This is a genomic window from Streptomyces sp. Qhu_M48, assembly GCF_051305195.1.
Lineage (GTDB): Bacteria > Actinomycetota > Actinomycetes > Streptomycetales > Streptomycetaceae > Streptomyces.
The window spans coordinates 4847188-4859891 of sequence record NZ_CP195432.1 but is presented as its reverse complement, the minus strand read 5'-3'; the positions used below and the strand labels follow the sequence as shown (position 1 = coordinate 4859891).

General features: G+C 70.1%; 9 protein-coding genes. 5 read left to right on the top strand and 4 right to left on the bottom strand.

Annotated elements, in window-relative coordinates:
• Nucleotides 1-80: 80 nt before the first annotated feature.
• Complete coding sequence (locus tag ACRRSS_RS21985) at nt 81-1148, top strand: aldose epimerase family protein (protein WP_435972837.1); 1068 nt, start codon at nt 81-83, stop codon at nt 1146-1148.
• Nucleotides 1149-1223: 75 nt separating this feature from the next.
• Here ACRRSS_RS21985 and mmsB read toward each other — a convergent pair whose 3' ends face one another.
• Genes mmsB through chvE form a run of 3 tightly spaced genes read right to left on the bottom strand, consistent with a single transcriptional unit; the run spans nt 1224 to nt 5214 of the window.
• Nucleotides 1224-2468 (bottom strand): multiple monosaccharide ABC transporter permease, encoded by a 1245-nt coding sequence (gene mmsB / locus ACRRSS_RS21980; protein ID WP_435972836.1) that lies wholly within the window; start codon nt 2466-2468, stop codon nt 1224-1226.
• Entirely contained in the window at nt 2465-4108 is a 1644-nt protein-coding gene (mmsA, locus tag ACRRSS_RS21975) for a multiple monosaccharide ABC transporter ATP-binding protein (RefSeq protein ID WP_435972835.1), read from the bottom strand. Before mmsA ends, mmsB begins: the two co-directional genes overlap by 4 nt.
• A complete protein-coding gene (gene chvE, locus ACRRSS_RS21970; RefSeq protein WP_435972834.1) occupies nt 4105-5214 on the bottom strand; it encodes a multiple monosaccharide ABC transporter substrate-binding protein in 1110 nt (369 codons plus the stop codon). Before chvE ends, mmsA begins: the two co-directional genes overlap by 4 nt.
• 221 nt (nt 5215-5435) lie before the next feature.
• Between chvE and ACRRSS_RS21965 the strand changes: the two genes are divergently transcribed.
• The 4 genes from ACRRSS_RS21965 (at nt 5436) to araD (ending at nt 10898) form a co-directional block, all read left to right on the top strand.
• The gene (locus ACRRSS_RS21965; protein ID WP_435972833.1) at nt 5436-6482 is read left to right on the top strand and encodes a LacI family DNA-binding transcriptional regulator; all 1047 of its coding nucleotides are present in this window, start codon (nt 5436-5438) and stop codon (nt 6480-6482) included.
• 373 nt (nt 6483-6855) lie between these two features.
• Complete coding sequence (araB, locus tag ACRRSS_RS21960; protein ID WP_435972832.1) at nt 6856-8562, top strand: ribulokinase; 1707 nt, start codon at nt 6856-6858, stop codon at nt 8560-8562.
• A gap of 75 nt (nt 8563-8637) precedes the next feature.
• Nucleotides 8638-10146, top strand: a complete 1509-nt coding sequence (araA, locus tag ACRRSS_RS21955; protein WP_435972831.1) for an L-arabinose isomerase — start codon at nt 8638-8640, stop codon at nt 10144-10146.
• Between the two features lie 38 nt (nt 10147-10184).
• On the top strand, nt 10185-10898 hold the full coding sequence (araD, locus tag ACRRSS_RS21950) for an L-ribulose-5-phosphate 4-epimerase AraD (protein ID WP_435972830.1): 714 nt from the start codon (nt 10185-10187) through the stop codon (nt 10896-10898).
• A gap of 57 nt (nt 10899-10955) precedes the next feature.
• Here araD and ACRRSS_RS21945 read toward each other — a convergent pair whose 3' ends face one another.
• Nucleotides 10956-12395, bottom strand: coding sequence for an endo-1,4-beta-xylanase (locus tag ACRRSS_RS21945; protein WP_435972829.1), 1440 nt, complete (start codon nt 12393-12395; stop codon nt 10956-10958).
• Between the last annotated feature and the right edge of the window lie 309 nt (nt 12396-12704).

Here is a 12704-nt window from a genome sequence, read left to right as displayed (position 1 = left end):
GTACGAACGCGCCCAGGGAGGGGGCAGGGGCCCTCCCTGCCCCCTTTCCGGCTGTGCCCTCTCGCCGACCAGGAACCTCCATGAACCCATCACCGTCCCCCTGCACCGGGGTCCCCCCGGTCTGCCGCCCCGACCCGTACGCCGGACAACGATGGACCTTCGGCTTCCCCGGCGGGCTCACGGCGGAGGTGCACACCCGCGGGGCCCGCCTCCACGGGCTGTGGGCGCCGGACCGGGACGGCACCCCGGCCGACATCGTCCTCGCTCCTCGCGACCCGGCCCGGACGGCCACCACCGCCCGGTACTTCGGCGCCACCGTCGGCCGCTACGCCAACCGCATCGCACACGGTCGGTTCTCCCTGGACGCGAAGCCGTACCAGCTGACCACGCAGGAGAACGGCCACTGCCTGCACGGTGGAACCGACGGCTTCGACACCCGCCTCTGGGAAGCAGAGAGCGTGCACACCGCGGAGCGCACCGGGGTGCTCCTGCACCTCCGCAGCCCGGACGGCGACCAGGGGTTCCCGGGAACCCTGGACGTCACCGTCAGCTGCCTCATCGGCCGCGACGACGAACTCGCCTTCACCTACACGGCGGTCACTGACGCGGCCACCCTGGTCAACCTGACCAACCACGCGTACTTCAACCTCGACGGCGAGGGCGCCGGCGACATCCTCGGCCACGAACTCGCCGTCCACGCCTCCCACTACACACCGGTCGACGACGACCTCATTCCGCTCGGGGACCACCGCCCCGTCTCCGGCACCGCGTTCGACCTCCGCCGGCCGCTGAGGATCGCCGAGGCCCTGGCCCGCCCCGGCGCGGACGGCGGGTTCGACCACAACTTCGTCCTGAGCCCGCACGGCGACACATCCCTCCGCCGGGCCGCCGTCCTCCACGCGCCGGCCACGGGCCGCCGCTTGGAGGTGCTGACCACGGAGCCCGGACTGCAGGTCTACACCGCGGGGCAGTTCGACGGAACGGTCCTCGGCAAGAGCGGTACGCCCTACCTGGCGGGCGCCGGAATCGCGCTGGAGACCCAGCACTTCCCCGACTCCCCGAACCGCCCCGGTGACCCTTCGGCGGTGCTGCGCCCCGGCGACGAGTACCGGTCGAGGACGGTCTTGCGGTTCAGCACGCGCGGCTGACCGCGTACGAGCACGCCGACATGGCCGTGCCCGCCGGTGGAGGAACCGGCGGGCACAGCCGTCATCGGAGGGACGTCAGGCACCAGCCCTGCGCTTGTTCCACACGTCGAAGCCGACCGCCGCGAGGAGCACCAGGCCTTTGATGACCTGCTGCCAGTCGGTGCCCACCCCGACGAGGTTCATGCCGTTGTTGAGCACGCCGAGGACCAGGCCGCCGATGATGGCTCCCAGGACGGTCCCGACTCCACCGCTCATCGACGCCCCGCCGATGAACGCGGCGGCGATGGCCTCCAGTTCGAAGTTCACGCCCGCCTTCGGCGAGGCCGCGTTGAAGCGCGCGGCGAAGACGAGCCCGGCGAGCGCCGCGAGCATTCCCATGTTGAGGAACACGGCGAAGGTCACCTTCCTGTCCTTGACCCCGGACAGCTTGGCGGCCGGCAGGTTCCCCCCGATCGCGTACACGTGGCGGCCGATCACCGCGTTGCGCATCACGTAACCGAAGCCGACCAGCAGCGCGGCCAGGATCAGGAGGACCACGGGGGCGCCCTTGTAGCTGGCGAGCAGCAGGGTGGTGACCAGGACAGCGGCGACCAGCGCCGTCAGCTTCAGCGCGAACAGGCCCGTGGGGAGCGGCTCCAGAGCGAATTCCCGCTGGCGACGGCGGTCCCGCACCTCCTGGAACACCACGTAGGCGACCAGGCCAAGGCCGAGGAGCAGGGTCCCGTTGTGGTAGTTGGTCTGCGGTCCCACCTCCGGCAGGAAGCCGTTGGCGATCTTCTGCAGTCCGTCAGGGAACGGGCCGAGCGTCTGCCCCTTGAGGAAGATCTCCGTCAGCCCGCGGAACAGCAGCATGCCGGCGAGCGTCACGATGAACGACGGTATGCCGACGTACGCGATGAAGAATCCCTGGAGGGCGCCGGCGACGGCTCCCAGCAGCAGGGTGAGGAGCACCGCGACGGGCCAGGCCACCTGGTGCTCGACCATGAGCACTGCCCCGATGCCACCGACCAGGGCCATCAGGGAGCCCACCGACAGGTCGATGTGCCCGGAGATGATGACGATCATCATGCCGATGGCCAGGATGAGGATGTAGCTGTTCTGCAGCACCAGGTTGGAGACGTTGCGCGGCAGCAGGAGGTCGCCGCCCGTCCAGATCTGGAACAGGAGCACGATCAGGCCGAGTGCGAAGAGCATCCCGTACTGGCGCATGTTCCGCCGGACGCCGTCCAGAAGCACCCGGGTCAGCGGTGCCCCGGTGGACGGAGCCCCGCGGCCCGGGGGCGCCGGTGTGGTCGTTTCCGTGCTGACGTCGGTGCTCATGCCTGGTGTCCTTCGCTGGAGGCGCCGCCCGCGGTGACCGCCGGTGGCGCGGGGGTGTCCTGTGTCATGTGCCGCATCAGGACTTCCTGGGTGGCGTCCTCGCGGGCGACTTCGCCGGTCAGCCGGCCCGCGGCCATGGTGTAGACGCGGTCGCACATGCCGAGCAGTTCGGGCAGCTCGGAGGAGATGAGGAGAATCGCCTTGCCCTCGGCGGCGAGCCGGTCGATCACGGTGTAGATCTCGAACTTGGCTCCCACGTCGACTCCTCGGGTGGGCTCGTCGAGGATGAGGACGTCCGGCCCGGCGAGGATCCACTTGCTGAGAACGACCTTCTGCTGGTTGCCGCCGGAAAGGCGGCCGACCGGCTCGAGGACGTTCGGAGCCTTGATGTTCATGGTCCGCCGGTACCGTTCGGCCACCTTGCGCTCCTCATGCCCGTCGACGACGCCGCGGCGGGCGAGGGCGCCGAGCGACGCGAGCGAGATGTTCCGGCTCACGGAGTCCCCGAGGTTGAGCCCGTAGTGCTTGCGGTCCTCGGTGACGTACGCGATGCCGTGGGCGACCGCCTCGGGGACCGTGCGTGTCCGTACCTCGCGGCCGTCCTTGAGCACGGTGCCCTGCTCGTAGTGGCCGTAGGAACGGCCGAAGACGCTCATCGCGAGTTCGGTCCGGCCGGCCCCCATGAGCCCCGCGACGCCGACGATCTCCCCGCGGCGGACCTGGAGCGAGACCCCGTCGACGGCCTTGCGGCCGCGGTCGAGGGGGTGACGTACGGTCCAGTCCCGGATCTCCAGGACAGGGGCGGCGTCGGCCGGGCCCTCGTACGGCGTGCGGTCGGGGAACCGGCTGTCGAGGTCACGCCCCACCATGCCGCGGATGATGCGTTCCTCGGTGGTGGCGGGGTCCCTGACGTCGAGGGTCTCGATGGAGCGCCCGTCGCGCAGGATGGTGACGGAGTCCGCGATCTGGGCGATCTCGTTCAGCTTGTGCGAGATGATGATCGAAGTGATGCCCTGGCTCTTCAGCTCCCGCATCAGCCGCAGCAGCTTCGCGCTGTCCTCGTCGTTGAGCGCCGCGGTGGGCTCGTCGAGGATCAGGAGGCGGACGTTCTTCGCCAGTGCCTTCGCGATCTCCACGAGCTGCTGCTTGCCGACACCGATGTCGGCGACCCGGGTCTCGGGGTGTTCGTCGAGCCCGACCCGCCGGAGCAGTTCGGAAGCACGGCGCAGCGCCTCGTGCCAGTCGATGATCCCGCGCCGGGACGGCTCGTTGCCGAGGAAGACGTTCTCGGCGATCGACAGGTAGGGAACGAGGGCGAGCTCCTGGTGGATGATGACGATGCCGCGCTGCTCGCTGGCCCTGATGTCCTTGAACCGGCACGGCACGCCTTCGAAGAGGATCTCGCCCTCGTAGGTGCCGTGCGGGTGGACGCCGGACAGGACCTTCATGAGCGTCGACTTGCCGGCACCGTTCTCGCCGCACAGGGCGTGCACCTCGCCGCGCTCCACGGACAGGGTCACGTCGGACAGCGCTCTGACTCCGGGGAAGGTCTTGACGATGGACCGCATCTCGAGGACGGGGCCGGCCGGGGGCGAGGCGGAGACGGGAACCTTGGGGGAGCGGGCCGGGACGGGCGTCACCGCAGTTCCTCGGCGTTGATGTAGCCCGAGTCGACCAGGACCTTCCGGTAGTTCGACTTGTCGACGCTGACCGGATCGAGCAGGAAGGCCGGGACCACCTTCCTGCCGTTGTCGTAGGTGGCGTCGTCGTTGATCTCGGGCTTCTTGCCGGCGAGGACGGCGGTCACCATGTCCGCGGCGACCTGCGCGAGCGCGCGTGTGTCCTTGTAGACGGTCTGCGTCTGCTGGCCCGCGATGATCGACTTCACGGAGGCGACCTCCGCGTCCTGGCCGGTGACGACCGGCAGCGGCTTGGCGGCGCTCCCGTAGTCGTCGGACTTCAGGGCGGACAGGATGCCGATGGAGATGCCGTCGTAGGGGGACAGCACGGCGTCGACCCGGGCAGTGGAGTACGAGGAGGTCAGCAGGTCGTCCATGCGCTTCTGCGCCGTCCCTCCGTCCCAGCGCAACGTGGTGACCTGGTTGAGCTGGGTCTGCTGGGAGCGTACGACCAACTGCTTCTTGTCGAGGTAGGGCTTCAGCACCTTCATGGCGCCGTCGAAGAAGTACTTGGTGTTGTTGTCGTCGTTGGACCCGGCGAACAGCTCGATGTTGAAGGGGCCCTTCTTCGAGCCGGCCTTCAGCCCCAGCTTCTCCACGATGTACGTGGCCTGGAGTTCGCCGACCTTCTCGTTGTCGAAGGAGGCGTAGTAGTCGACGTGCGGGGAGCCCAGGATGAGCCGGTCGTAGGAGATGACCGGGATGCGGGCGTCCGCCGCCTGCTGCAGGACGTTGGACAGGGCCTCGCCGTTGATGGCGGCCACGACCAGGGCGTCGACGCCCTGGGTGATCATGTTCTCGATCTGGGCGACCTGCTGGTCGGGGTCGTCCTCGCCGTACTGCAGGGTCGTGGCGAAGCCGGCCTTCTTCAGGCTTTCGGTCATGTTGCGGCCGTCGGCGATCCACCGCTCGGAGGACTTGGTGGGCATCGCGATGCCGATGGTGAGGTCCTTCGTGTCCTTCGACTCCTGGCTGCCGCCCTCGCTGTTCTGCCCGCAGGCTGTCAGGAGCAGGGCACAGCCGGTGGTCACGGCCAGGAGGGCGGACGCGGATCGGAACTTCTTCATGGGTTACCTGGCAATCCCGTCGTCGAGGCGGCTCCGGCCGGGACGGGCGGCGGCAGCGCGGGTCCTCGCACCACCGGGACGACACCGTTCCGGCTGGGTGGCCGGGGCTTCGGCGCCCCGGTCGAGCTAGATTGTTAGCGCTCACAACGGCGTGATACAAGAGGCGCTAAGGTTTTTCTCGTATCGATACGCAGCCGTAAGCAGGGAGAAGGGAGGCGAACGTGGCGCATCCCGCGGAAGAAGTCCGCCCGCCGACGATGGCCGACGTCGCACGAGAGGCGGGGGTCTCCCACCAGACCGTCTCCCGGGTGCTGAGCGATCACCCCAACGTGCGCGCGGCCACCCGGGAACAGGTCACCCTGGCCATCGAGCGGCTGGGCTACCGCCGCAACTCCGCCGCACGCGCCCTGGTGACGCGCCGTACGAGGACGCTGGGTGTCATCGCCGTCAACACCGCCCTGTACGGCCCTGCCAGCACCCTGACCGGCCTGGAGGAGGCGGCCCGGGAGCAGGGCTACCTCGTCTCGACCGTCAGTCTGCGCACCGGAGAGGGGCAGGGGCTCAAGGACGCCATCGACCACCTCGCCTCCTGGGGTGTGGAGGGCGTCGTCGCCATCACCCCGCAACGCTCGCACGTGCAGGCGCTCGCCGAGCTGGACGCGCCCTTCCCCGTGGTCACCGTGGAGGGTGGGCATCAGCTCGACCTGCCCGGCGTCTCCCTCGACCAGGAGCTCGGCGCCCGCATGGTCACGGAGCACCTGCTCGCCGCCGGGCACGGCAATGTCTGGCACGTGGCGGGTCCCGACGACTGGCTGGAGAGCGAGGCCCGCACCGCGGGATGGCGCACCGTCCTGGAGGAGAGCGGCATCCGCCCTCCGCGCGTACTGACGGGGGACTGGAGCCCGCTGTCCGGCTACCGGGCGGGACAGGAACTCGCGGGACTCGCCCTGGCCCGCCGCGGGGCGACACCGGTCACGGCCGTCTTCGTCGCCAACGACCAGATGGCGCTCGGCGTGCTGCGGGCGCTGCGCGAGGGCGGGATCCGCACCCCCGGACAGGTCGCCGTCGCCGGCTTCGACGACATCCCCGAGGCCGAGTTCTTCCCTCCGCCGCTGACGACGGTCCGCCAGGACTTCGCCGCCATCGGGCGCCGGAGCATCGGGCTCCTGGTGGACCACATCGAGGGTCGCGCCCGGAAGGCCGAGCACCTCCTGGTGGAACCGCAGCTCATCATGCGCGCGAGCACGCGCCCCTCGAACGAATCCTGACGCGGCGGGCGGGCTCTCGCCACCGCCTCCTGGCCGGCCGGTGACAGGCCTCCTGTCCGCTGTCTGCTGTCTGCGGCCTGCTGTCTGTCGCCTGATATCCGGCGCCTGTCGTTCGGCGGCACACGCGCGTCGGTCCGCCCGCGCAAGCGCCCCGTCCACAGCTCCGCCCCGTCCGCCCCCCGGCGGGCTGGCCGCGACGCAGGGCCGGCCGCGACGTCGGGTCGCCTCTCGACCTAGGTGAGCGCTCACTTCAGAGGCCCCGTTTCCCGCCCAATGTGCGACAGGACTGCACGCAGCTCTTGTCCAACTCAATTGTGAGCGTTAACAATCAGGGTGCTCCTCTGGCCCTGCTCATGACGAGAGAGATCGCATCGTGACCACACACGCCCTTTCCGACCCCGCAGCCCGTCACCATCCCGAGGCCTGCACCATCGGAGTCGACTTCGGCACCCTCTCCGGGCGCGCCGTCGTGGTCAGGGTCCGGGACGGCGCCGAACTCGGTTCGTCGGTCCACGAGTACCGCCACGCGGTCATCGACGACCGCCTTCCCGCCACCGGCGCCCCCCTGCCCCCCGACTGGGCCCTGCAGCACCCCGAGGACTGGCGCGACGTCCTGCGTACCGCCGTTCCGGCGGCGCTCGCCGACGCAGGAGTCGACCCGGCCCGCGTCATCGGCATCGCCACCGACTTCACCGCCTGCACGGTCCTGCCGACCACCCCGGACGGCACTCCGCTCGCCCTGACGCCCGAGTGGGCCGACCGCCCGCATGCCTGGCCCAAACTGTGGAAGCACCACGCGGCCCAGGGGCAGGCCGACCGCATCAACGCCCTCGCTCACGCCCACGGCGAGAAGTGGATCGCACGGTACGGCGGCAGGATCTCCTCCGAGTGGCAGTTCGCCAAGGCGCTCCAGGTCCTGGAAGAGGACCCGGCCGTCTACGCCGCCTGCGCCCGCTGGATCGAGGCGGCCGACTGGATCGTCTGGCAGCTGACCGGCACCGAGTCCCGCAACACCTGCACCGCCGGCTACAAGGGCATCCACCAGGACGGCGCCTACCCCTCGCCCGGCTTCCTCGCCCGACTCCACCCGGACTTCGCCGACTTCCCCGCCACGCGCCTGGAGCACCCGTTGTCACCCCTGGGCTCCCGTGCCGGCGGACTGAGCGGCCGGGCCGCGCACTGGACCGGGCTCCCCGAGGGCGTCGCCGTCGCCGTCGGCAACGTCGACGCCCATGTGGCCGCGCCCGCCGCGGGCGCCGTCGAGAACGGCCGGATGCTCGCCATCATGGGCACCTCCACCTGCCACGTACTCAACGGCGCCACCCTCGCCGAGGTGCCCGGCATCTGCGGGGTCGTCGACGGCGGCATAGTCGAGGGTGCCTACGGCTACGAGGCCGGCCAGAGCGCGGTCGGTGACATTTTCGCCTGGTGGCTCCGGCAGGGCGTACCGGACCCCTACCGCGCCGAGGCGGAGGCCTCGGGCGAGGACCTGCACCAACTCCTGACCCGCAGGGCCGCCGGCCAGCCGGTCGGCGCGCACGGCCTGGTCGCCCTGGACTGGATGAACGGCAACCGGTCCCCCCTGGTCGACCACCACCTCTCCGGAGTCATCGCCGGCCTCACCCTCGACACCCGGCCCGAAGACGTCTACCGGGCTCTGCTCGAATCCACCGCCTACGGGACCCGGCTGATCGTCGAGGCCTTCGAGGACGGCGGCATCCCCGTCGAGGAGTTCATCGTCACCGGAGGACTGAGGAAGAACGCGCTGCTCATGCAGATCTACGCCGACGTGCTCCGCCGCCCCGTCTCCCTCGGCGCCTCCGAGCAGGGGCCGGCGCTCGGCTCGGCCATCCACGCCGCCGTCGCCGCGTGCGCCTACCCCGACGTCCGCTCCGCCGCCGCCGTGATGGGAAGCGTCCGGCGCCACGCCTACGTGCCCGACCCCGCGCGGGCGGACGCCTACGACGCGCTGTTCAGCGAGTACCGCGCCCTGCACGAGCACTTCGGCACCGGCGCGGACCTCCTCCTGCACCGACTGCGACGGATCCGCAACACCGCACGCGCCGCCACCACCGGCTGACCGGGCCACCTCCCCGCCCACAGCCGCCATCGGCCCGACCTCTCCGCCCCAGCACCTCCGAGGAGCACACCCGACATGACGCTCGCCCAGCCCGACCGCGAGATCTGGTTTCTCACCGGAAGCCAGGCCCTCTACGGCGACGACACCCTGGCCCAGGTCGCCGACCAGTCCCGCGCCATCTGCGACACCCTCGCCGGGCAGCCCCAAATGACCGTCCGCCTGGTGTGGAAGCCGGTCCTCACCGACGCGGCCGCCATCCGCGCGGTCTGCCTGGAGGCCAACGCCGACGACCGCTGCATCGGCCTGATCGCCTGGATGCACACCTTCTCCCCGGCCAAGATGTGGATCGCCGGCCTCGACGCCCTGCGCAAGCCCCTGCTGCACCTGCACACTCAGGCCAACCGCCAACTGCCCTGGGCCACCATTGACATGGACTTCATGAACCTGAACCAGGCCGCCCACGGCGACCGCGAGTTCGGCTTCGTCCAGACCCGCCTCGGTGTCCCGCGCAAGACCGTGGCCGGTCACGTCTCCACCCCCGACGTCGTCGACCGCATCGCCGGATGGGCACGCGCCGCCGTCGGCCGGTCCGAACTCACCACCCTCAAACTCGCCCGGTTCGGCGACAACATGCGCGACGTCGCCGTCACCGAAGGCGACAAGGTCGAGGCACAGCTGCGGTTCGGGGTCTCGGTCAACACGTACGGCGTCAACGACCTCGTCGCCGTGGTCGACGCCGCCCCCGACGACACCGTCGCCGACCTCGTCAAGGAGTACCAGGACCTCTACGCCCTCGCGCCCGAGCTGCGGCCCGGCGGTGAGCGTCACGACTCCCTGCGCTATGCCGCCCGCGTCGAAGCCGGCCTGCGTACCTTCCTCACCGAAGGCGGGTTCCGCGCCTTCACCACCAACTTCGAGGACCTCGGGGGCCTGCGCCAGCTGCCCGGCCTCGCCGTGCAGCGCCTGATGGCGGACGGCTACGGCTTCGGCGGCGAAGGAGACTGGAAGACCTCCACCCTGCTGCGCACACTGAAGGCGATGGCCCACGGCCTGCCCGGCGGTACCTCCTTCATGGAGGACTACACCTACGACCTCACGCCGGGCCAGGAGCTCATCCTCGGCGCCCACATGCTCGAGGTCTGCCCCTCCCTGACCACGGCCACGCCGTCCTGCGAGCTCCACCCGCTCGGCATCGGCGGACGAGAGGACCCGGTCCGCCTCGTCTTCGACGCGGACCCGGGTCCGGCCGTCGTCGTCGGCCTCGCCGACATGGGCGACCGGTTCCGCCTCGTCGCCAACCACATCGACGTCGTCGCCCCGCCCGAGCCGCTGCCGAAGCTCCCCGTCGCCCGAGCCGTCTGGCGCCCCCGCCCCGACCTGCGCACCTCCACCGAGGCCTGGCTGACGGCCGGAGCGCCGCACCACACCGTCCTGACCACCTCCCTCGGCGGCGAGGAGCTCGACGACCTCGCCGAGATGCTGCGGACCGAACTCGCGGTCATCGACGAGGACACCACCATCCGGCGCTTCACGCGCGAGCTGCGCTGGAACCAGGCCTACCACCGCCTGGCCCAGAGCCTGTGAGGACCCCCGCCACCACTCCCACCAGGACGGAGCCCGCCGTGAGCACCGCCGTTTCCGAGGAACTGCGCCGAGAGGTACTGGAGGCCAACCTCCGCATCCCCCGAGCCGGGCTCGCCACTCTGACCTGGGGCAACGTGAGCGGTGTGGACCGACAAGCCGGTGTCTTCGTCATCAAGCCCTCGGGCGTGGCCTACGACGTGCTGCGCGAGGAGGACCTGGTCGTCGTCTCGCTGTCCGACGGAAGCGTCGTGGATGGCCACCTGCGACCGTCCACCGACACGGAGACTCATCGGAGCCTCTACCTGGCCTTCCCCTCCATCGGAGGCGTGACCCACACGCACTCCACCCACGCCGTCGCCTTCGCCCAGGCCCGGCGCCCGATACCCGTGCTCGGTACGACCCACGCGGACACCTTCAACGGTCCCGTCCCCGTCACCGAGGCCCTCACCCCCCTGCAGTGCGCCACGGACTACGAGTACAACACCGGCCAGGTCATCGTGGACCTCTTGGGCGGCGACGACACCCGGGCCCGGGAGGTCCCGGGCGCCCTGGTCGCCCACCACGGCCCGTTCACCTGGGGTGCCGACGCCACCACGTCCCTGGAGCACGCCATCGTCTGCGAGGCGGTGGCCGAGATGGCCCTCCACACCATCGCCCTGGGCACGGTCGAGCCCCCGCGACACGTGCTGGACCGCCACTTCACGCGCAAGCACGGCCCCGACGCCTACTACGGCAACCCTCCGTCTGCCTGACCGCGTCGAGGGGAGCCAGGATCACCCTGACTCCCCTCCATGGTGCGCCGCAGCGGGTCAGGTGCGGGTCCAGCGCTGATTGCCGCCGTTCCAGCAGGAGTAGAGCTGGATCAGGGTGCCGTTGGCGGTGCCGTTGGCGGCGGCGTCGAGGCAGAGGCCGGACTGGACGCCGACGACGGTTCCGTCGGAGTTGAGGCGCCACTTCTGGTTGTCGCCGCCCCAGCAGCCGTGGATCTGCACCTTGGCGCCGTTGCCGGTGCCGGCGGCGTCCAGGCACTTGTCGCCGTAGACCCTGAGCTCACCCGTGGTGGTGTGGGTCCACTGTTGGTTGGTGCGGTTGTTGCAGTCCCACAGCTGGAGTTGGGTGCCGTCGGTGGTCACGGCACCGGGTACGTCCAGGCAGCGGCCCGAGGCGACTCCCTTGATCGCTCCGGAGCCGGGGGAGGGGGGCGGAGTGGGGTTGGGGGAGACGGCGTTGAGCGCGTTGAGGACGGAGGTGTAGGCGGGCTTCCTGCTGCCGTCGCCGTTGAACAGCAGTGGCGTGTGCTCGGCTCGCCAGGAGTCGGTGTCTCGCACGCCCCAGACGGTGATGCCGAGGCAGCGGGGAATGGCCAGGCAGTCGTTGGTCACGTTGGCGTAGGTCGTGCCCGAGGCGCCCTGGATGTCGAGTTCGGTGATGGCGACGTCGACGCCGAGGGCTGCGAAGTTCTGCAGAGTGGTGCGGAAGTTGCTGTTGTAGGGGCTGTCGTTGTTGAAGTGCGACTGGAAGCCGACGCAGTCGATGGGCACGCCGCGTTGCTTGAAGTCCCGGACCATGGCGTACATGGCCTGGGTCTTGGCCCAGGTCCAGTTCTCGACGTTGTAGTCGTTGTAGCAGAGCTTGGCTGCCGGGTCGGCGGCGCGTGCGGTGCGGAAGGCGACCTCGATCCAGTCGTTGCCGGTGCGCTGCAGGTTGGAGTCGCGCCGGGCTCCCGAGGTGCCGTCGACGAAGGCCTCGTTCACGACGTCCCACTGGGCGATCTTGCCCTTGTAGTGGGCCATCACGCCGTTGATGTGGTGGGTCATGGCCTGGCGCAGCGCGCTGCCGCTGAGGTTCTGCATCCAGGCGGGCTGCTGGGAGTGCCAGGCCAGGGTGTGGCCCCGCACCTGCTTGCCGTTCTGCACCGCCCAGTTGTAGACGCGGTCGCCGGCGGCGAAGTCGAACCGGCCCTGCTGGGGTTCGGTGGCGTCGATCTTCATCTCGTTCTCGGCCGTCACCGAGTCGAACTCGCGGGTCGCGATCGTCGTGTACGTCGAGTCGTTGAGCCTGCCCGACGCGATGGCGGTGCCGAAGTACCGGCCGCTCTGCGCCGCCGCCCTGCCGAGCGTGCTCTCGGCGGCGTGTGAGGTCGGCGGCGCCACCAGCACGGTGGCGGAACCGAGGACGCCGACGATCAGCGCCGCGCAGAGGCCCCCTATTTTCCGGCGGACGGTGGACGAGGTGGCGTGTAAACGCATGACTGGACCTCCAGTACGGAAATCACGGATGGATGCGAGCGCGGCGGGAAGAAATTCCGCGACGGCGATGTCCGCGCCTGTGGAAAAGGGCGCGGACCATCAGGGCGCAATGATTCGAGGCCGGCACCGCGGCACGCAGACAAAGGGCCGGTGGCGCCTCGAATTCAGTCTGGAAACACCGCAGGAACATGTCAAGTGTTTCGGGGAGTTTTCGGTAATGCGGCCCGATGATGGGGCCGGATTGGTCCTTTGGGAGGTCCGTCAGGGAATTCGGAAGCGCCATGAAGGAAGCAGTCCCTATCGAAAGTG

Excerpts from the sequence above, each read along its gene's own strand:
- ACRRSS_RS21985 (WP_435972837.1), top strand. The coding sequence starts at position 81 with ATGAACCCATCACCGTCCCCCTGCACCGGGGTCCCCCCGGTCTGCCGC.
- mmsB (WP_435972836.1), bottom strand. The coding sequence starts at position 2,468 with ATGAGCACCGACGTCAGCACGGAAACGACCACACCGGCGCCCCCGGGC.
- chvE (WP_435972834.1), bottom strand. The coding sequence starts at position 5,214 with ATGAAGAAGTTCCGATCCGCGTCCGCCCTCCTGGCCGTGACCACCGGC.
- araA (WP_435972831.1), top strand. The coding sequence starts at position 8,638 with ATGACGCTCGCCCAGCCCGACCGCGAGATCTGGTTTCTCACCGGAAGC.
- ACRRSS_RS21945 (WP_435972829.1), bottom strand. The coding sequence starts at position 12,395 with ATGCGTTTACACGCCACCTCGTCCACCGTCCGCCGGAAAATAGGGGGC.